This is a genomic window from Solibacillus silvestris, from assembly GCF_051967575.1.
Taxonomy (GTDB): Bacteria; Bacillota; Bacilli; order Bacillales_A; family Planococcaceae; genus Solibacillus; species Solibacillus silvestris_B.
Window position 1 is genome coordinate 1 of the sequence record NZ_JBQCJW010000021.1, and the last position, 20,086, is coordinate 20,086.

The window sequence follows — 20,086 nt, forward strand, 5'->3', positions numbered from 1 at the left end:
GTCTATGACTATTATCGCAAAAAGGCATTAATCGAGTGGCTTCCATTTAAAAGCGCCCCGGAGCAGCGGGAATTTGTATATGTTCCGCATGAGTGGCTCGCACAGGAGGAAGAGCGGAAACAATTGTATGAGGCGCTCCAAAAACTGAAGCCTGTTCAACGGGAGGTGCTGATTTATCGTAAAATCGAGGAGCTTTCGATTCAGGAAACTTGCGGCATTATGGGGTTATCAGCGTTGAAGGTGGCGAATACACAACGGAGTGCGATGAAAGCACTGCAAAAGCTTTTAGGGGGTGGAATTGATGAAGCTTGATGAACGTATGAAACAGTTAAATGAACTGCCAGAGGATGCACAGTTAAAAAATGATATTCGGAAACATATTGAATTTAGCCGGCAAAAAACAAAATCGCCAATGAAATGGAACGGCTGGCAGGAAATCGGCGTTGCTATAGGCATTTTCTTTATTGGTCTCTTTTTGCTGTTTACCTCGTCAAATGGCTTAAAGAACCATGCGGCGACCGAAGAAATTACCGGTATTTATTCGTATCATAATATTGCGGGGGAAGGCTTTAGGGGAAGGGCTTCGACATTATTTGTCGGTGTAAAGGATATTATGACAGACCGCACTTTACTGCTGTTTGAAAATATTGAAGAACTGCCTGTATTGGAACAGGCACCGTTAAGATTTGTCGACCATTATGATATTGTCGTTGTAAAGAACGGGGAAAAGCATCACTATGAGTTATCGGAAAATTATTTGTATGATGTGCGTAATAACTTGATCTATCCCGGTTATAAGGAATTTCCATCGGCATTGTCGGACGACTTTACAGCACCGCATGAAAATAATCACTATGCTTTAGTGTTATTAATTCCGTTTTCAATAATATTCGTTAATATGGTGACACAAATATACTATAAACGCCGCGGTCTTAAAGTGCCTGAAAAGCTTCCGGGTATCGGGATTGTTATAACGGTTGCGATGCTCGTGCTTGCGGCAGTCGGATCATACGCTTACTTCATCGGACCGCTTTACCGCCCGCTGTTATTTCTGCTGGGGCTTTTATACGGCGGTTTAATATGGTGGACGGTGAAACGCAACATTGCAGATTTAAATATTTTGAAGGTAGAGCGTGTCAAAACGATTGTCATGGTGATGTTAGCGTTTGCTTGGATTATGATGTATTGAGTGTTAACTAAAAGCCATGCGGGTAATTTGGATAGAACATAAAAAGGGGCTGCTCGGAACAGTGAATATTTTCTGGGCTGTCCTGTTTGTCATGAGGTGCGTCAATGGGGGAGTGCCCATGTCAGTTTCGCAGTAGTTAAAATAGGTCCACCATGATAAATTTCTTTGTAATCCAATAAATCCTGTCCAATAATAAATTAAAGTGAAATCATGAAAACGGAGCTTATTTTAAAAGGTATTAAAAAACAGGATGTGGGGCGTGGAGAATTTCAGATGATACAATATATTTTAGCCTGAATATCCAGTCGCATGCGATAGTTTAGAATATTCTTGAAATAGTGTAAAATAAATTTATGGAATTCCGAGGATTTGTTATCGGAAAATAAATCGCTTTAGGGCCGTCATTTTGAAACGATTCATATTAACTATTATGAATTTCAAGTAGGGTGGGCATATGATTAAAGTAACATGGTGGAACAGCAGGAGCGGTGCGAATAGGCAGCGAACATGATTTTCCAGGGACATTCGCACTTTGTTCAAGGAATGAAATGGTTATATTTGGCTCGTTTCGGTTACTATAGTTTTTGATGAGTTTACTTTATTGTAGTTATCGTTGAAAATTGATATTAATTTATCTGTTTTCACAGTCTCTTCCTTTGTTGGGAGAGTGGATTGAAATTAATTCTGCCAAATAATTCTGCGCTGCCACAGTAGTCTCTTCCTTTGTTGGGAGAGTGGATTGAAATCAATTCCATCAGATACTTCGATGTTCGCAAAATCGTCTCTTCCTTTGTTGGGAGAGTGGATTGAAATTTTTACGTCCCATTGCAATCACCCATTAGTAATTGTCTCTTCCTTTGTTGGGAGAGTGGATTGAAATTGATACCCCTAAATTCAGACGTGGTGACAGTGTGTCTCTTCCTTTGTTGGGAGAGTGGATTGAAATGGCAGTTATTCAACGAATATTCAGCCACAGGCGGTGTCTCTTCCTTTGTTGGGAGAGTGGATTGAAATAAGTTATTTGAAGCAAAATCAAACGATAACCAACGTCTCTTCCTTTGTTGGGAGAGTGGATTGAAATCGGCGGCTGAATTAGATACCACTACCGAGCCATGTCTCTTCCTTTGTTGGGAGAGTGGATTGAAATGTTGGCGATCACGTGCCCAGTAGTCAGCTACTGTCTCTTCCTTTGTTGGGAGAGTGGATTGAAATGTCAGACTGCCAATCGGTTAGGTAATAACCTTTTGTCTCTTCCTTTGTTGGGAGAGTGGATTGAAATAATCCAACCAGTATCAGATTTAATTTCGTCTAATGTCTCTTCCTTTGTTGGGAGAGTGGATTGAAATATTTGAGGGGATTTTAAAACTGATGGATTAATGTCTCTTCTTATTATTGAAAGAGTTGTTTGAAATACAAATTAATTTAGGAGAATTGAAAAATTTTATGAACGAACAACAATGTCCTATTTGTTACGGGACAAATGCATGTAATGTTGAAGATGCCAAAAATTGCTGGTGCATGAAAGTGAAAATACCTAAACAATTACTTGATAAAATGGACGGTAAAAGCTGTATTTGCCAAAAATGCATTGAAAAATACTCGCATGTGTATACCTCTCCTTTCCGTTAAGACGAGGGAGAGGCAATTATAAATTGGTATGCCACCGTCTACGTTTATTGTTGAGGGCAGGAATTTCGAACAAAGAAAAAAGCGAGCTGTCTGAGTTTCTATGTTTAGGTCATTTGATAAAAGTGTTTTTAATACGCCTGAGGAAGAAGGACATCTATGAGGCGAATACAATCGGCAAGCATCACGTCTGTTTAATTTGCCATAAAAAAATCTTGAGGCAATAAGACTAAATATTTTTTGAAACTTTTTTGAAATATGATACGTACAATAAGTAAGGAAAATGTATAAAGATTAAAACTGGAGTGATCAATTTATGCGGTTAATCCCACATGATTACATAGATAGCACGAAAACTTGGGAAGAAATTATTGGTGCCAGTCTTTATTCACGTCCGATTTTTCTGCAAAGTGAAGGGGAACTGCAATATACACGTGTAGCAAAACAAATATTAGGCGTATATGATAATGACTATGAAATGCAGGAATATTTGTATACGCTTACAAATAAAGGTGTTGCTTGGACTTTATTATTCGACAATCTTCCGAAGCTAATCGATCCGAAGCAGCGGACAGAAATTGTGAATATATTGCAAATGCATCAGGAAAGCCCGATTTCTTTGAACCGTTTCATGGCGTTTTTTGCCGGGAAACAGCTGCTGCCGTTCATGCAGACAAAGTACCGGGATCATTTTGTCAATACATTGCGAAGCTGGCTCGAATTTTTGGAAGTCCGTTACCCGCGCCTAATGAGCAATCAGCTGCAGCGGATTTTCCTGGACTTTGTGAAATGGTCGAATCATTTTTTTCCGAAATGGTTTGAGGAAAGTGATTTTGGTTTGGCGATGCCGCGTGTTTTATGGTACGGTCCGGCGAAGGAAAGTGAAGTTTATTTTTTGTATTTCCTTTACTTATTCGGCTGTGATGTTGTCATTTTTGAACCGGATGGTCATGATATTATGGCGGAGTATGGCATCGCTGGCTTTCCGACAGATCGATTGACGGAAAAAGCCGATTTATTCGATTTTCCGTTCGATAAGCCGATCCGTGTGCAAACGATTACGTCGCGCGCTTCGGAACATGTGCAGCAGCATCTGTATGACAATGCGGCGATCAACTATCCATGGAAATATGCTGATTATGAAACACGAACACGTATATTGAATACAACATATGATGAACTGTTCATTCTTTCCGAGGCACAGCTTTATTTGCGCGAAGGGTTCAGCGATGAAGATGGGGTCGTTTATTTGCCTGTGCTGTTTGCGAAAATAGAGGGCGTATCATTAAATCAGACGGAATATGTGCAGAAGCTTCAGCGCTTAAAGTCCCGTGAGCTTACATATACTGCAACCGCATTTCCTTTATTGCAGGCACAAAAAAGCAATATGCAATTCCATATGCGCGATGCAAGCACAAACGGTAAACTCGATGTCGAAAAAATGATGCAGCTGAGCATTTGGCCATTTAAAAATATACCGCTTGGCGCTCAGAGAAATATCGCCAATACAATGATCCGATTGATCGAAAGCGATTATATTGCAGTGGCAGCCAATCAATCCAGACAGGAGCATGAGCAATATTTGTTCGGCCAGATGCTATTGATGCCGACTGAGATCATCCGACTGTACCAGCAGTTTGATTACAGCTATATGAATCCTACAATCATGATTTTCATGGAGGAGCAAAGCGGTCAAATGCAGCGGCAAGATGCTGTGCTGCTTCTGTTTGCGAGCATGCTTGGCTTTGATGTTTTCATTTACAGCCCGGGCGGTTCTTTAAGCATCGAGCATTTTATTACAGAGCAATTGTTTAACACATATCGACTTGAAAAAATCAGTTTTGACGAAAAATTGGAAAGCTTATTGGCCAATTCGAACATAGCCGGCAACTCTGACCGAAAGCTAGGTTTGAAGTCGATGATACAAAGAATTGCGAAAAAAAAGAGATGAAAGTTTGTCTTTGTTTATCAGAAAATATACAATAATGGTAGATTTTATAGTTATTTACGTTATAGGAGGATTTGGAAATGTCTATTAATTTACAAAAGGGTCAGCGAATTGACTTAACAAAAGGGAATGCAGGTTTAAATAAAATCTTTGTCGGCTTGGGCTGGGATCCGGTACAAGCAAAACCAAGTGGCGGCGGCTTGCTTAAAAGTTTATTCGGCGGCAGCAGCACTGGACCGCAAATAGACTGTGACGCCTCTGTATTAATGCTGAAAAACGGAAAAATCGTTGCAAACTCTGACGTAATCTATTTCGGGAATTTAAAAAGTTCAACTGGCGCTGTTGTACATTCGGGTGATAACTTGACTGGCGATGGGGATGGCGATGACGAACAAATCGTTATCGAATTGAAGTCTGTGCCGGCTGATTATGATCGTCTCGTATTTTTCGTGAATATTTATGATGCGGAAAAACGCAACCAGCATTTCGGGATGATTCAAAATGCATTTATCCGCATTGTAAACGGCTCCACAAACCAGGAATTGCTGAAATACAATTTAACGGATGACTATTCAGGGCAAACAACGCTCATTACAGGCGAAATTTATCGTCATGAAAATGAATGGAAGTTTGCGGCGATTGGTACAGGTACACAAGATAAATCCATTCGCGAAGTAATTAATAAATATCAATAACTATTAATATAAACATTGATAAACAATAAAAACATTGAGGAGTGTTGAACATGGTAGTTTCATTAGCAAAAGGTCAAAAGGTGGATTTAACAAAGACGAATCCGGGATTATCGAAAATAAGCGTTGGTCTTGGCTGGGATACAAATAAATATGATGGCGGCAATGAGTTCGACTTGGATTCATCGGTCTTTTTATTGGAAGCTAACGGCAAAGTTGCAGGTCCGGAAGGCTTTGTTTTCTACAATAATACGACAGGCGGCAACGGGTCAGTCGTGCACTCAGGCGATAACTTGACTGGAGACGGAGACGGTGATGATGAAGTGGTGCATATCGACCTTCAGGCAGTGCCGTCAAATATCGAAAAAATCACGTTTACCGTAACAATCCATGATGCGGATAATCGCGGCCAGAACTTCGGCATGGTTTCAAATGCCTTCATCCGCGTGTTTAATGATGCATCAGAATTAATCCGATACGATTTAGGCGAGGATTTCTCGATTGAAACAGCTTTAGTAGTAGGCGAATTATATCGTCATAATGGCGAATGGAAGTTTGCTGCGATCGGCTCAGGCTATCAAGGCGGCTTAGCTGCATTATGCAACGATTTTGGTTTGCAAGTAGGCTAATTAATTACCGAGGGGGAATCAAGTATGGCAATTCAATTAAGTAAAGGGCAACGCATCGATTTAACGAAAGATAATCCATCATTGAAAAATATCGTTGTCGGTTTAGGCTGGGATGTCAAAAATTTTGATGGAGGAGCGGAGTTTGATTTAGACGCATCAGTGTTTCTGTTAAATGAGCAGGGCAAATGCCGAAATGATTTGGATTTCGTTTTTTACAATAACTTAGTGAGCCCGGATAAATCTGTTGAGCATACAGGCGATAACAGAACTGGTGAAGGGGACGGCGATGATGAACAAATTAAAGTTCACTTGGATAAAGTGCCTTCGGATGTGCATCGCATTGCCATCACAGTAACAATCCACGACGCAGAGCAGCGCCGACAAAACTTCGGGCAAGTCATGAATGCCTTTGTCCGCTTAGTGGACGAAGATTTAGGGACCGAAATTTTACGCTTTGATTTAGGCGAAGATTTTTCGATTGAGACAGCCGTTGTATTTTGCGAGTTGTACCGTCACGGAAATGAATGGAAGTTCAATGCCATTGGGTCCGGCTACCAAGGCGGCTTAGCTGCTTTAGTAAATGCATATGGTCTAAGCGTGTAATTGGAATCGATATTGAAAATGGGGGAACAAAGTGCAGGAGCAGTTCAGACAATTTAAATATTGTGGCACTTTTGCTAGTTGGAGGACATTAAATGGAAGTCATTGAGCAAATATTAAGTACATACGCGTTATTTTTTGACTGGGAGCATTGGGTGGAAGTGCTTAGTAATCCTGTCAACTGGGGACTTATCTTTTCATTAGTTATTATTGAAGGGTTATTGTCTGCGGATAATGCGCTTGTACTAGCTGTTTTAGTCAAACATTTACCGGAAAAACAGCGTAAAAGAGCATTGCTGTATGGAATGATTGGTGCTTACTTCTTCCGTTTCCTATTTATTGGATTAGGTGTGTACTTAGTAAAATTCTGGTATATTAAATTATTTGGCGCGCTATATTTAGCGTGGATATGTATATCTCATTTCATGAAGAAATCAGAGGACGAAGAAGCGAAGGAATTCAAGAAGGATTCAGTGCTCGTACGAATCTTTGGCGTATTCTGGGCAACAGTCATTTCCGTTGAATTAATGGATATTGCCTTTTCAGTGGATTCCATTTTAGCAGCGTTCGCTATTTCCGATGAAGTGTGGGTGCTTTTAATCGGTGGTATGCTGGGGATTTTGATGATGCGTACAATTGCAGGTGTATTCGTATCATTAATCGACAAAATTCCGGAGCTTGAAACAACAGCCTTTGTATTGATTGGGATTATCGCGCTTAAAATGCTGTTAGGTGTGGTTGGTATCCATATTTCGCACTATGCATTCTTCGCGGTTTTAGTTTTGGCATTCTTAGGAACATTTGTTGTGCACAAAATGAACAAGAAGAAAGCGGCTTAAATAAGAAGATTAGTAGAGGGAGGGGACGATCCTGTTGTCGCCTCCTTTTTAGTGAATAAGAAAGTATACGCTTTCACGGAATAACCATTAAGAAAAAGCTATGGACATTCGGGTTTTGACTGGATTGTTCATGCTTGAATAAGATCAGTGAAGGGGTTGAACGGCATTGCGCTTTTTTGAAAAAGAAATTTTGGATGGTCAGAGCGAATTGTTTTATCGTACACCAGTTGAATTCACAAAGTATACGAATAAAGCACAACTTCGCTATTGTGTTGGTGCAGCGCTATATATGCCGGCAACAAGAGAGATGATTGCAGAGGAAATCATCGCACATAAACACCCATCGCTAACGACAATTGTATTGGATTTGGAAGATGCGCTCGGAGATTTGCAAGTATTAAAAGGTATTGAGCAATTAAAAATAACCTTATCAAAAATAAAAGATGCCCTGGAGCATGGACAGATATTCATCGAGAAAATTCCTCTTTTATTTGTGCGTGTGCGGAGTGCCGAGCAGCTTGAAGAGCTGACGGAGCAGCTTGCCGATTACCAGCAGTTCCTGACAGGCTATGTATTGCCCAAGTTTTCATCGGCAAATGGTCGGGGCTATTTGGAACTCATCAAAAAGCAAAATGAACTTGGCTTCAAATTGTATGCCATGCCGATTTTGGAATCAGATGACATTTTGCTGAAAGAAAGACGGCTGCCGGAGCTCACTTTAATAAGAACTCTTTTACAGGAATTCGAGGAGTATATACTAAATGTCCGCATCGGATCCACGGATTTTTGCGGATTGCTTGGGCTGCGCCGGACGATTCGCCATACGGTTTACGACATCCAGCCGGTTCGGGACTGCATAACGGATATTTTGAATGTCTTTTTGCGGGATTCACAGTTTGTCTTGTCAGGTTCGGTTTGGGAATATTTCAACCAAGACAATGCGCTTGCCGGATTGGCGCGGGAAATTGAGCTTGATCGATTGAATGGGCTGATCGGCAAAACGATAATTCATCCTTCGCATATTGCGACTGTCCAGGCGATGTATGTTGTTTTGCATGAGGATTACATGGATGCGGAACGGATTTTAATGCAGGCTGAAGGTTCGATGATCGGTGTCGAAAAAAGTGTATACGGCAACAAAATGAATGAAATGAAGCCGCATTTAATTTGGGCACAGCGGACGATGATGCGCGCGGAGGCATTTGGTGTATTCAACGAAGGCGTCAATTATACCCACTTGTTAAGGGAGCAGGTGCAAAATGCAGTATAACGTATTGAATGCTTATGAAGCGACTGTCCGTGTCGTGGAAAACCCTTACCAGTTTGAAGAGCAGCAGCTTTTTGCTATGGCGCTTCGCATCAATAAAAAGCGCAGTTTTCTATTTGTCAGCAAGGTGCTTGGCAAGCATTTGGCTGTCTGTCCGCAAATTCCGTTATTGACGAGCCATCTGCTGGCATATCGCTTCATGGAAGTACGTTTTCAACAAAAAAAGGACTTTGCCCATGAAATATGCGAGGCAATCAAGACGAAAAGTGCGCTTACAGAAACATTGCAGCGTTCATTAAACAATAAAATTCATATGGATGAGCCACTGACGATTATTGGGTTTGCTGAAACGGCAACGGCATTAGGGCATGCTTTTTTCGAGGCATTTTCAGGAAATGTCCGTTTCATCCACACGACAAGGGAAGTACTGATGGACAAGCAGCCTGTCATTAGCTTTGAGGAGGAACATTCGCATGCGACAAGCCATCATGTGTATGCGGATCCGGCCTATTTTCAGCGTCAATCGGAAATCGTGCTTGTCGATGATGAAATGACGACTGGGAAAACGAATCTCAATATTATCCGCCAACTGCATGAAGCATATCCTCACTTAACAACATTTACGCTTGTTTCCATTTTGGATTGGCGCAATGAGGAGCACGAACGCGAATTGCAAGCTTTCGCACAGCAGCGTGGTATTGACATACATACAGTGTCGCTGTTTAAGGGAGCCTTCCATATTTCGGTCATCGGCGAGCTACCCGATCCGGAGCAGCATGCAGGAAAAAAAGCGGATTCCGGAATCATCGAAATGTCATTCGATTGGGATTTGAAGGCCCACCTCGCTCCACATCGTTCTCAAAGTGAAAAAAACACTACCCATTTAGCGAATTATTACAAAGGCAGCGGGCGGTTTTCGTTATCGGCTAATGCACAAACAATGCTTTATGAGCAAATCCGCTTTATCGCTGAAAAATTGTCCGCGTTAAGATCGACAGGAAAGTGCCTTGTGCTGGGAACAGGGGAATTTATGTACATTCCGATGGCGATTGCCTCCGAAATGGGTGAGGAAACGGTGTATCACGCTACAACACGTAGCCCCATTTTTGCCGATGAAAATTCAATCATTACGAACAAATTTACATTTGACAGCGCGGAATATCCAGGTGTGAGAAACTACTTATACAATGTGCATGAAGGGGAATACCGGGATATATTCGTTGTTTATGAACGGATTTTGGATAAGGAAGCATTGTCGGAGCTTGTCGGAGCATTGAAGTCCTATGCTGAAAATATCCATATCGTTACATTGGGGGGTGTCGAGATTGCTGAAATACTTACCAGATAAAATCGGAAGCTATGATCAGGAGGATGTCCTATTTTTACTGCGGGATATAAGCCATTTGTCGATCGAAAAAAGTACGGCAGAGCGTGAGGAAAGCATTCAATCCGGTAAGGCGCATTACTCGGAAATGCTGCCTGTCGAGTATCAGCCGGATGCAAAATACATGAGGCTATATGAGGAAATGCTCGAAAAGTATGCACGGAAAGTGAGCTTATGTGTTGCGGTTGCTGCAGAAAAAATAATCCAAGTACGTGAAATAAATGAGCTTGTGCTAGTCAGTTTGGCGCGTGCCGGCACACCGATCGGGATTTTGATTAAACGCTATTTGCAGCAGGCTTATGGCGTAAATGTGCCGCATTATACGGTGTCCATCATCCGCGGGCGCGGCATCGATGAAACGGCTTTGCATTATATTTTGCACCATCATCCGAATGCGAGCGTGCAATTTGTTGACGGCTGGACAGGAAAGGGGGCGATCACAAAAGAGCTGGAGCAATCGGTTGCCCGCTGGAATGAATGTGGCCGCCCGCCGCTTGATGCACAGCTGGCGGTGCTTGCGGATCCCGGACATTGCGTCAAGCTATTTGGGACCCGCGAAGATTTCCTAATCCCGTCGGCGTGCTTAAATTCAACGGTATCAGGTTTAGTCAGCCGAACGGTGCTGAATGAGCAGCTGATGGACAAAGAGGATTTTCATGGCGCGAAATTTTACAGGGAACTTGAGCAACAGGACGTTTCAAAAGCATACATAGAAGCTATCGCGCTGCATTTCTCGCCAGGCTTAATGAAAGAAGCAAAACAAACGGTTGAAAACGAACAAGATGAACAACAGCCGACATGGCGCGGGCTTCAATGCATTCAGGAAATCCAGCAGCGCTTTCAAATTAAGAGCATCCATCATATAAAGCCTGGTGTAGGGGAAACGACACGTGTGCTCTTACGAAGAGTTCCGTGGAAAATTCTTGTCAATCCTTCCGCAAAGCAAAATCTGGCACATATTTATTTGCTGGCAGAAGAGCATAATGTGGAAATCGAGTATTACGATAATATGACGTATGCATGCTGTGGACTCATTAAGGAGCTGACATAAATGCAGTTATTCACCTCTGATCTGGATCGAACGCTTATTTTTTCGAAGCGCACCATCCAATCCGCGATGGAAAATTGTTTATGCATCGAGCAGCTTGAAGAACGGGAGATTTCGTATATTAATGCATCGATTGAGCAACTATTGCAGCAAATCCATCATCATATGCATTTCGTTCCGGTGACGACACGTTCGGTCGCGCAATATGAACGCATTACGCTGTTTCAGCAGGCGGTCGTCCCGGAGGCTGCCATCGTTGCAAATGGGGGCATTATTTTCCGCAACGGGCAAATAGATCCAGTGTGGCAGCAGCATATCGAACAACAGCTAACAATGCTGCCGCTGTCGCTTGAGCAAATCGGCGGTATATTTTCTAAACAGCTTTCGGCAAACTACTTTTTGCGCCATCATATCATTGATGATTTGTACTACTGCTTCATTGTCGATCCCGAAACGGCAGATTTAAATGAAATCCGCCACTTGAATGAAGCATTGCAGCAGTATGAGTGGCATGGCTATTTACAAGGGAGAAAGTTTTATATATTGCCGAAGTTTTTAACGAAGGGAGCGGCTGTCCAATACATTAAAAGTTTGCGGCACTATGATAGGCATTTTGCGGCAGGTGATTCACTGATGGATATGAGTATGCTGCAGCTTGCGGATCATTACTTCGTGCCTTTGCATGGCGAGCTCACACAATATGCCGAACAGCTCGGTTTATCCATCGTCCAAAAGTCAGGCGCAGATTTTGCGGAACATTGTTTACGGCAAATATTAATGAACAGCATGGAAAAGGGGAGTTTGAAATGGTCAACCTGAACAAAATCGAATTAACTAAAAAAGGGCAAACGATTGATTTACAGAAGAAAAGCGCCACATTAGGAGAAATCGTGGTGAACTTGAACTGGAACCAACAGCAGCAAAAGGGCGGGCTTTTATCCGGCTTGTTCGGGAAAAATAAAGGAATAGACTTGGATTTGGGCTGCCTTTATGAATTGACAAACGGGCAAAAGGGCTGTGTGCAGGCTCTTGGCAATGCCTTTGGTTCCTTGGATTATTCCCCGTTTATTCAATTGGACGGCGATGATCGCACCGGTGCTGTTTCCGGCGGTGAAAATCTGCGCATTAACGGTGATCAGATAGCGCAAATTAAACGCCTTGTTGTCTATACGTTTATTTATGAGGGCGTGGCAAACTGGGCACAGGCGGATGGTGTCGTAACTTTATCCTATCCTGGCGGCCAAGATATTGTTGTCCGATTAGATGAGACGCGCTCTAATATGGGCATGTGCGCTATTGCGATGATTGAAAATGTAAATAACGAAACTTTCCGCGTTGAACGATTAGTCGAATATTTCGATGGTCATAGAAATTTAGATCAGGCGTATGGCTGGGGCATGCAGTGGCAAGCAGGCTCAAAATAATTTTTGGAAAAGGTGAAAAGCATGACAGATAATCCGTTATTTGAAGATTTGGAAAAAAGAACAACGACAATTGAAAATCCGCAAGTGCCGGTTGCAGCAGAACCTGTGCAGGCTCTTGTTTCAACGGAGGAGCTTTCGCAAATCCGTCAGCGCCAGCTAGCATTAAAGCAGGAACCGCAAGTAAAAACATTGGCGCAGCGCATTGACCCGAAAAACCAGATTGCTGTGCTGGAGTTCGGGAAGGAAACGGCAAGCGGCATTTCGACCTTTTCGGATCGTATGCTTGCCACGATTAAGCAAAGCGATTTAGAAAAGTCCACGAAGCTATTGACGAATTTGAATAAAATTATGGACCGTTTTGACCCGAAGGACTTTGAGGAAGAGGAAAGCAAAGGCGGATTTTTGAAGCGACTTTTCTCGAAAAGCAAAGTGCAATTGGAGAAAATTCTTTCGAAGTACGACACGCTGAATAAAGAAGTCGATCAAGTGTACACGGAAATCCAAAAGTATGAAATCGAAATGAAGCGCAACACGGTGCAGCTTGAGCAAATGTATGACGAAAACTTGAATTATTTTAAGCAATTGAGCGAATATGTAGCCGCCATTGAAATTAAAGTGGAAGAACTGAATGCGACAATTCAAAATTTGAATGGAAGGGCCGAACAAGGCGACCATGAAGCGATCATGGAAATGGAAACATTGAAGCGTTCGGTTGAATTGCTTCAGCAGCGCGGCTATGATCTTGAAATGGCGCAGCAAGTCTCGTTCCAGTCAGCACCTCAAATTCGTTTAATGCAGCAGGGGAACAACCATCTCATCGGTAAAATCAACTCGGCATTCGTCACGACAATCCCAATTTTCAAACAGGGGCTTATCCATGCCGTGACAATCCAGCGTCAAAAGCTTGTGTCTGATTCGATGGCGGAGCTGGATAAGCGCACAAATGAAATGCTGATCCGCAATGCGGAAAATGTGCGGAGAAATTCAGTGGATATTGCCCGCCAGGCAGGGAACCCGAGCATTAAAATCGAAACAATTGAACAAACATGGCAAACGATTATAGCGGGCATTGAGGAAACGAAGCAGATCCAGGCGGAAACGGTTCGCAACCGAGATGAAGGGCGAAAACGCATTGAACAACTGCAGCTGCAATACGAAAAGCTGAAGAAGATGTAATGCTGTATTTAAATTCACCTGTCATTAGCTGAAAGGGTGAATTTCTATAATGATCATAACTAAGGGGATGATGACAATGAAAACATTGATTCGAGGGGAAAAGGTAAAGCTTGCAGACCATACGAATATGCTTCAATTAGAAGTAGAGGTGTCGATACAAGCGCCATTTGAAATTGATTTTACATGTTTTGGGTTAAATGAGCAGCGTCAACTGCAGGATGATCGTTACATGGTCTTTTACAATCAGCTCCAATCGCCAAACAATGAAATCCGCCTTCAAAATGGGCAAGGAAAAAGCAATTTTGCGATTGATTTGTCGAAGCTTCCGCCAACAGTGCCGTACTTGGTTTTCACGGCTACAATTGACGGCAATCAAATGATGAACCAAATTGAACACGGATCGTTTATTGTCAAGGCGAACAATTCGATTATTATGCAATATCAATTTTCCCCGTCCGATTTTCAGCAGCAAAAGGCCATCATTATCGGCGAAATTTATTATAAATCTTTATGGCGGATTGCAAGCGTCGGGCAAGGCTTTGATGGCGGGCTTGCCGCGCTGTTGACGAGCTTCGGTGGAGTGATGGCCGAGGAGCCGGCTGTTGAGGCACCAGTGAATGATAAGAAGGTGCAGCTGGAAAAGCGCTTGGAAAAAGAGGCGCCGCATTTATTGGATTTATCGAAAAAAGCGCTTGTTTCGCTGGAGAAGGTCGGGCTGCAGCAGCATCAGGCCAAGGTTGCACTATGCTTGGATATTTCGGGCTCAATGTCGAGCTTATACGCATCCGGCAAAATCCAGCATTTTATTGAGCGCATTTTAGCATTGGCAACACGCTTTGATGACAATGGTTCCATCGATATTTTTTTATTCGGGAAAAATGCGCATGATGCGGGTGAATTGACGATTGCCAATAACCAAAACTTTTTAGGGCAATTATTAAAAACCTATCCGTTAGAGGGCAGTACCTATTATTCAAAAGCGATTACCTTAATCCGGAAGCATTATATCGGTTCATCATCACATCGCAAAAAACCCGCACCGCAGGACATTCCGGTATATGTGATGTTTGTTACGGACGGCGATACATTCGACCGCGACCAAACGACAAAGCAAATTGTGAATGCTTCGTTCGAGCCGATCTTCTGGCAATTCATGGCGATTGATGAAACGCGTAAAGGTCTTTTCGGCCGCTCAAGGCAATCACAGTTCAAATATTTGGAGGAGCTCGATACGCTGGAAGGACGTTATATTGACAATGCAGGCTTCTTCAGTGTGCAAAACCCGGCCGCCGTTGCGGATAATGAGCTTTACGATTTGCTGATGGAAGAGTACCCTCAATGGATCAAGGAAGCGAAAATGAAGGGGCTACTATTGGGGTGAACCATGTAACTTAGAACATCAAGTTTGCCGCGCTTTGAGTTCTCTCTACTTCTACGTTCCCGATAGGAATAGGCATCCGCGAAATCAATTGGAATGTTCTATGCTTTGAAGCGCTTATTAGCAATAAATTCCTTTGGGGGCTTGCTGCAGCAATGTGGAAAGTGCATTGAGGGAATTGTGTCTTTGCTGGTAGCGTAGTAATAGTATAGGTGTAAAAAGGATCTTCATAGCAAAACTTTTTTCCGGTAACTGTTCTATTTGACTATGTGTAATATAGGTTCGCAGTTTTATATGGTTAAATTAATGTTAATTGTTAGTTGGAATTAAAGTATATATGTTTAAAAGAGCAGGAAGCAAGCGTGGTGCGAATATAAAGCTCCCATAAATATTGTAAGGGATTCGCACCGATTAGGAGCAATAAAATAGTTCAGTTTTATGAATCAACATTACTAAAGTAATGGTTGAATTTAGATTTTAATATTTATTGACGAAATTAGACGTTTTTTTGTCTATTTTCACAGTCTCTACCTTTGTTGGTAGAGTGGATTGAAATTCTTTGGGAGGTAAATTACTAATAGTTTCATATTCGTCTCTACCTTTGTTGGTAGAGTGGATTGAAATATTAAAAGTTTTAGATGATGCAGTTATCCCTCGTCTCTACCTTTGTTGGTAGAGTGGATTGAAATAACATCTGTTTGCTTCGAAATGGCCGCAACTTTGTCTCTACCTTTGTTGGTAGAGTGGATTGAAATTTTCCTAATATAGTTTCAACTACTTCTACTTGATGTCTCTACCTTTGTTGGTAGAGTGGATTGAAATTTCTAAAAGTTTTGCCATGACATCTTTATCAACGTCTCTACCTTTGTTGGTAGAGTGGATTGAAATAAGTGCATCGTTATATGCATACCGGCTACGTTCAAGTCTCTACCTTTGTTGGTAGAGTGGATTGAAATATAATGCCAATTACATTGAACAACGTGTATTTGCAGTCTCTACCTTTGTTGGTAGAGTGGATTGAAATACCCGTAATACGCTACGCGTGAAGCGTAGAATAGGTCTCTACCTTTGTTGGTAGAGTGGATTGAAATCCTAGAAACAGAAATAACCTCTCCGCAAATACAGTCTCTACCTTTGTTGGTAGAGTGGATTGAAATCTCCAATTGTTTTTTATTATTTTACCACATATTTCAGTCTCTACCTTTGTTGGTAGAGTGGATTGAAATTAGCCGTGTCCATGTTAATGGCGCTACATTATGTCTCTACCTTTGTTGGTAGAGTGGATTGAAATCACCTGTCGCTTAATCATTGCACTGTACATAGCAGTCTCTACCTTTGTTGGTAGAGTGGATTGAAATTACTTCGAAATCAATTGTGGAAGGTTCATATACCGTCTCTACCTTTGTTGGTAGAGTGGATTGAAATATAACAACCTTTATTTTATGTCCAACAAGTGAAGTCTCTACCTTTGTTGGTAGAGTGGATTGAAATACTCAAACAATTATCGGGTGCTGCCTTAAGTATTTGTCTCTACCTTTGTTGGTAGAGTGGATTGAAATAAACAAATTTTGCTCCCTAGCACTAAATATAATGTCTCTACCTTTGTTGGTAGAGTGGATTGAAATCATCACGTCATTCACATAATCAAGATTGTATACACCGTCTCTACCTTTGTTGGTAGAGTGGATTGAAATGACAGCGATGTCAATGAGGTTACACGCGGCGCAGTCTCTACCTTTGTTGGTAGAGTGGATTGAAATATTGTTCGGCGTAAAATGGGAAGATCTTGAATCCGTCTCTACCTTTGTTGGTAGAGTGGATTGAAATTTGAAGGATATGGTAATGATAACCCCGGCGCTAGTCTCTACCTTTGTTGGTAGAGTGGATTGAAATTTGTCACAAGATGGAGGGCGATTGCTACAGAACAGTCTCTACCTTTGTTGGTAGAGTGGATTGAAATGTTGTTACTAGCTGAAAATAATTGCATAAAAAAGGTCTCTACCTTTGTTGGTAGAGTGGATTGAAATTGTTAACCGGCACATCATCCACAAAGTGATCCGTCTCTACCTTTGTTGGTAGAGTGGATTGAAATTCCTGCTGCATCTGTGTATGGCATACGCGATGGTCTCTACCTTTGTTGGTAGAGTGGATTGAAATCCTCCATCCATCACCCTTCAATAACTCCACAATCGTCTCTACCTTTATTGAAGAGTGGATTGAAATAATCGGGAGAAGCTGGTTGACAACTGCGTGCTCGTCTCACCTTGGATTAGGGAGTTGGGATAGAACTTTTTACTAAATAAAAAGTTCGTTATCAAGACTAAAATTTAAAAAAGATAAATAAATCAAATGACAAAAAATAAACAAACGACGGTTTAGTATCTTATCAATCATCTTATCAAAGGAACTTATTACATTTTAAGCGTATTAGAATAAATGATGATTAAATATTCACCTTTAAAATGGAGGAATCACCTTGAAACATTTCATTTTATTGATGGCATCTTGCTTTGTTTTATCAAGTTGTGCAGGATTAGCAGACTATACAATTTCATTAGATAATGGTTATCGCATTGATAGACTTTCAGCTCACCAAATTCAAATCTACGGAGAAGAAGCTGTAAATGATGGAATTGAAAATACATTTAACTATTTATATGTACCAGCTGAAGTAACTGCTGTCTGGTGGGATGAACAATATATTATTGCTAAACAATTGCATTTGAGGGCAGATGAACGAGGATATGAAGAACCTCCACAAAGTCCTACTGACGACGATTATTCTTATTGGATAATTGAAATGGATAAGAACGAAGTAAAAGGTCCTCTTACGCTAAAAGAGTTGGAGAATGATACAAACCAATTAGGGATTAACATTGTATTTACACCAATCGAAAAGTTAAAAAGGGAACCATAATTAAATAATATTAATGAGAAAATTAAGATTCATTTCGAAAAACGTCCCAAACACCAAACATTGGGTGCATTTTAAAATCAAGTTAAATAGATATAAAAGGTGTCTATCTATAATAAAAAAGATAAATGTATTGGAGGGGTAATGTTGATACATCAAATGGCTTTACACGAAACATATTTTGAATCAATCAAAAAAGGACGAAAAAAAGTTGAAGTTCGATTAAATGATGAAAAGAGAAGAAAGGTTAAAGTAGGTGATTTGATTGAATTTATTAGTGTTCCTAATCAAGATGAATCACTAACTGTCAGAGTATCTGAATTAAGGACATATAATACATTTGAAGAAATGTATCAGAATATCCCTTTTAAAGATTTTGATTGTGATGGATGGACAATGGATGAGATGGTAAAAGGCACTTATGACATATATACTCCAGAACAAGAAAAAGAATGGGGAACATTAGCGATTAAGATTGAAATTAAATAGCATGAAAAAACTAAATATAAATTTTCTGTTGTTTATAGTATGAATATACAAATAAAGCATAAATAACGTTCCCGAGTCAAAGTTCGGTTACGTAAAGAAAAGCAACAAACGTTGATCAGCGTTTGTTGCTTTTTCTTATGAACATTATTTATACATTGATTTATGCAATGGTGGAAACAGTTGATATACCAGTATTTTCACTACCTTGGTTAGTTCTACCCTTTGCATAATAACTTGTTTGTTCCTCTGTTTTACGAGCATTTCCGAGTAGTGGGATAAATTCGCTATGGTAATCCATCTCTACAAGATCAACACCATAGTGTTTATACGGATTTTCTGCACCTGTTAATTCTGTTAAAGATAAAAATTCATCATAACTAATTGCTACCCGATTATAATGGCGACCACATACCGGTGCACTTGTTATTTATCCATTTTGATAAATCGCTTCAATATTCATTTTCTCCAACTCCATTACTGCACAATTTAATGGTTCTGCTGCCCATTGTCGAACTGTTGCATTAACTTTTTATTTTTCTCGATAATCCGTGATTGCTGTTCCTGCATTATCCGAAGTATAATAATATAACTAGCCGATTGGAGGTGGAAAAATGGATCTTATTTTATGGATGACAGTTTTGTCGGGTACATTTATCGCAATATTCGCCGATAATAAAAAATGCAGCAAGAAAAAATGTTAAACTTTTTTCATATCTACTCAAATTACTGGTGGCTTTAGGAACTGGACCCTGTGCTATAGATATATTTTTTAAGAAGTACATCTTGTATCCCCCTACATTCCTAATTTTGGGGGCTTTTTTATGTACATAATCTTCCAATTGCTGATTGAAATTTATGAATAATATTTTTACATTTGGCACAATACACTGTGTTACCCACTTCAATATAATCAACATTTTGCTTGCATGGTTTGGTTTACCTTCTTTCTTCCACCCCATAATATTCAACCTTTCTGCTCTGCATCATGGTTCTTAAAGTGGTGGAAGTATCCAGTTTCCGTTTAATTAACAGATAGCTCAATTGCTACATATTATATTTAAAAACGGAGTGAACTTCATGGCAATATGGATTGATGTATCCACTTCTAAACATCGATTAATGCTAATGGATGACAATAAACTTTTAAAAACTTACCCCATTGCAGTCGGAAAAATATTGACCCCGACTCCTTCCGGCACTTACACGATCATCAATAAACAGCTTAATCCGCCTCCACCATTCGGAGCGCTTTGGATGGGATTATCAAAACCTCATTACGGTATACACGGAACGAATAACCCAGCTTCAATCGGTAAGAATCGCTCCCATGGGTGTATCAGAATGTTTAATCATGATGTTTTAGAGTTATCATCTAAAGTTTCGCTTGGCACTAAAGTATCGATTCATAAATAACTCTGTATGATTATTGACTTGAGCTGTGGCTTGGGTCTTTTTTGTTGGATTTTACTACCGAATTGTGAAT

The 20,086-nt window shown here is 40.8% G+C and carries 18 protein-coding genes, 1 pseudogene and 2 CRISPR repeat arrays; of the genes and pseudogenes, 18 read left to right on the plus strand and 1 reads right to left on the minus strand.

From position 1 onward, the window contains the following. The 17 genes and pseudogenes from ACTHOQ_RS12810 to ACTHOQ_RS12890 form a co-directional block, all read left to right on the plus strand. On the plus strand, positions 1-312 hold a 312-nt coding region (locus ACTHOQ_RS12810; protein WP_440496539.1), incomplete at its 5' end, for an RNA polymerase sigma factor. After that, positions 302-1,189 (plus strand): dehydrogenase, encoded by an 888-nt coding sequence (locus ACTHOQ_RS12815; protein WP_440496540.1) that lies wholly within the window; start codon positions 302-304, stop codon positions 1,187-1,189. The genes ACTHOQ_RS12810 and ACTHOQ_RS12815, both read left to right, overlap by 11 nt. Positions 1,190-1,835: 646 nt before the next feature. After that, positions 1,836-2,535: direct repeats of the CRISPR family, unit length 33 nt; unit sequence GTCTCTTCCTTTGTTGGGAGAGTGGATTGAAAT. Positions 2,536-2,632: 97 nt separating this feature from the next. Beyond that, positions 2,633-2,818, plus strand: a complete 186-nt coding sequence (locus ACTHOQ_RS12820; RefSeq protein WP_440496541.1) for a cysteine-rich CWC family protein — start codon at positions 2,633-2,635, stop codon at positions 2,816-2,818. Positions 2,819-3,131: 313 nt separating this feature from the next. Next, positions 3,132-4,766, plus strand: coding sequence for a YceG family protein (locus ACTHOQ_RS12825; RefSeq protein ID WP_440496542.1), 1,635 nt, complete (start codon positions 3,132-3,134; stop codon positions 4,764-4,766). Positions 4,767-4,843: 77 nt separating this feature from the next. Next, positions 4,844-5,458 (plus strand): TerD family protein, encoded by a 615-nt coding sequence (locus tag ACTHOQ_RS12830; protein ID WP_440496543.1) that lies wholly within the window; start codon positions 4,844-4,846, stop codon positions 5,456-5,458. A gap of 50 nt (positions 5,459-5,508) precedes the next feature. Continuing rightward, positions 5,509-6,084, plus strand: a complete 576-nt coding sequence (locus ACTHOQ_RS12835; RefSeq protein ID WP_440496544.1) for a TerD family protein — start codon at positions 5,509-5,511, stop codon at positions 6,082-6,084. A gap of 24 nt (positions 6,085-6,108) precedes the next feature. Next, positions 6,109-6,687: a TerD family protein gene (locus ACTHOQ_RS12840; RefSeq protein WP_440496545.1), complete on the plus strand. Its 579-nt coding sequence runs from the start codon at positions 6,109-6,111 to the stop codon at positions 6,685-6,687. A gap of 92 nt (positions 6,688-6,779) precedes the next feature. After that, entirely contained in the window at positions 6,780-7,523 is a 744-nt protein-coding gene (locus ACTHOQ_RS12845) for a TerC family protein (RefSeq protein WP_440496546.1), read from the plus strand. 166 nt (positions 7,524-7,689) lie between these two features. Continuing rightward, positions 7,690-8,793 carry an HpcH/HpaI aldolase/citrate lyase family protein gene (locus ACTHOQ_RS12850; protein ID WP_440496547.1) on the plus strand — a complete coding sequence of 368 codons (1,104 nt, stop codon included), beginning with the start codon at positions 7,690-7,692 and terminating at the stop codon, positions 8,791-8,793. After that, positions 8,783-10,138, plus strand: coding sequence for a phosphoribosyltransferase family protein (locus ACTHOQ_RS12855; protein ID WP_440496548.1), 1,356 nt, complete (start codon positions 8,783-8,785; stop codon positions 10,136-10,138). Before ACTHOQ_RS12850 ends, ACTHOQ_RS12855 begins: the two co-directional genes overlap by 11 nt. Further along, a complete protein-coding gene (locus tag ACTHOQ_RS12860) occupies positions 10,119-11,225 on the plus strand; it encodes a cysteine protease StiP family protein (protein WP_440496584.1) in 1,107 nt (368 codons plus the stop codon). Before ACTHOQ_RS12855 ends, ACTHOQ_RS12860 begins: the two co-directional genes overlap by 20 nt. Next, the gene (locus ACTHOQ_RS12865; protein WP_440496549.1) at positions 11,226-12,041 is read left to right on the plus strand and encodes an HAD family hydrolase; all 816 of its coding nucleotides are present in this window, start codon (positions 11,226-11,228) and stop codon (positions 12,039-12,041) included. It abuts the gene before it with no gap. Further along, positions 12,032-12,646 (plus strand): annotated as a pseudogene (locus tag ACTHOQ_RS12870) (TerD family protein); the annotation flags it as partial. The gene ACTHOQ_RS12865 and the pseudogene ACTHOQ_RS12870, both read left to right, overlap by 10 nt. 21 nt (positions 12,647-12,667) lie before the next feature. Beyond that, positions 12,668-13,822, plus strand: a complete 1,155-nt coding sequence (locus ACTHOQ_RS12875) for a toxic anion resistance protein (protein WP_440496550.1) — start codon at positions 12,668-12,670, stop codon at positions 13,820-13,822. 76 nt (positions 13,823-13,898) lie between these two features. Next, positions 13,899-15,203 (plus strand): VWA domain-containing protein, encoded by a 1,305-nt coding sequence (locus tag ACTHOQ_RS12880; RefSeq protein WP_440496551.1) that lies wholly within the window; start codon positions 13,899-13,901, stop codon positions 15,201-15,203. A gap of 520 nt (positions 15,204-15,723) precedes the next feature. After that, a CRISPR array of direct repeats spans positions 15,724-17,357; the repeat unit is 33 nt; unit sequence GTCTCTACCTTTGTTGGTAGAGTGGATTGAAAT. Positions 17,358-17,676: 319 nt separating this feature from the next. After that, a complete protein-coding gene (locus ACTHOQ_RS12885) occupies positions 17,677-18,117 on the plus strand; it encodes a DUF3997 domain-containing protein (protein WP_440496552.1) in 441 nt (146 codons plus the stop codon). A gap of 144 nt (positions 18,118-18,261) precedes the next feature. Beyond that, positions 18,262-18,603, plus strand: a complete 342-nt coding sequence (locus ACTHOQ_RS12890) for an ASCH domain-containing protein (protein WP_440496553.1) — start codon at positions 18,262-18,264, stop codon at positions 18,601-18,603. A 623-nt stretch (positions 18,604-19,226) separates the two neighbouring features. Here ACTHOQ_RS12890 and ACTHOQ_RS12895 read toward each other — a convergent pair. Next, positions 19,227-19,562, minus strand: a complete 336-nt coding sequence (locus ACTHOQ_RS12895) for a hypothetical protein (RefSeq protein WP_440496554.1) — start codon at positions 19,560-19,562, stop codon at positions 19,227-19,229. Between the two features lie 118 nt (positions 19,563-19,680). On the opposite strand from ACTHOQ_RS12895, the gene ACTHOQ_RS12900 reads away from it, so the two are divergent. Next, positions 19,681-20,016, plus strand: a complete 336-nt coding sequence (locus ACTHOQ_RS12900; protein ID WP_440496555.1) for a L,D-transpeptidase — start codon at positions 19,681-19,683, stop codon at positions 20,014-20,016. Positions 20,017-20,086: the final 70 nt, after the last annotated feature.

What these genes read in the sequence shown, in the direction of transcription:
- ACTHOQ_RS12895 (WP_440496554.1), bottom strand. Translation starts at nt 19,562, where the DNA reads ATGGGGTGGAAGAAAGAAGGTAAACCAAACCATGCAAGCAAAATGTTG.
- ACTHOQ_RS12880 (WP_440496551.1), top strand. Translation starts at nt 13,899, where the DNA reads ATGAAAACATTGATTCGAGGGGAAAAGGTAAAGCTTGCAGACCATACG.
- ACTHOQ_RS12820 (WP_440496541.1), top strand. Translation starts at nt 2,633, where the DNA reads ATGAACGAACAACAATGTCCTATTTGTTACGGGACAAATGCATGTAAT.
- ACTHOQ_RS12875 (WP_440496550.1), top strand. Translation starts at nt 12,668, where the DNA reads ATGACAGATAATCCGTTATTTGAAGATTTGGAAAAAAGAACAACGACA.
- ACTHOQ_RS12835 (WP_440496544.1), top strand. Translation starts at nt 5,509, where the DNA reads ATGGTAGTTTCATTAGCAAAAGGTCAAAAGGTGGATTTAACAAAGACG.
- ACTHOQ_RS12840 (WP_440496545.1), top strand. Translation starts at nt 6,109, where the DNA reads ATGGCAATTCAATTAAGTAAAGGGCAACGCATCGATTTAACGAAAGAT.
- ACTHOQ_RS12900 (WP_440496555.1), top strand. Translation starts at nt 19,681, where the DNA reads ATGGCAATATGGATTGATGTATCCACTTCTAAACATCGATTAATGCTA.
- ACTHOQ_RS12865 (WP_440496549.1), top strand. Translation starts at nt 11,226, where the DNA reads ATGCAGTTATTCACCTCTGATCTGGATCGAACGCTTATTTTTTCGAAG.
- ACTHOQ_RS12815 (WP_440496540.1), top strand. Translation starts at nt 302, where the DNA reads ATGAAGCTTGATGAACGTATGAAACAGTTAAATGAACTGCCAGAGGAT.
- ACTHOQ_RS12855 (WP_440496548.1), top strand. Translation starts at nt 8,783, where the DNA reads ATGCAGTATAACGTATTGAATGCTTATGAAGCGACTGTCCGTGTCGTG.
- ACTHOQ_RS12830 (WP_440496543.1), top strand. Translation starts at nt 4,844, where the DNA reads ATGTCTATTAATTTACAAAAGGGTCAGCGAATTGACTTAACAAAAGGG.
- ACTHOQ_RS12845 (WP_440496546.1), top strand. Translation starts at nt 6,780, where the DNA reads ATGGAAGTCATTGAGCAAATATTAAGTACATACGCGTTATTTTTTGAC.
- ACTHOQ_RS12825 (WP_440496542.1), top strand. Translation starts at nt 3,132, where the DNA reads ATGCGGTTAATCCCACATGATTACATAGATAGCACGAAAACTTGGGAA.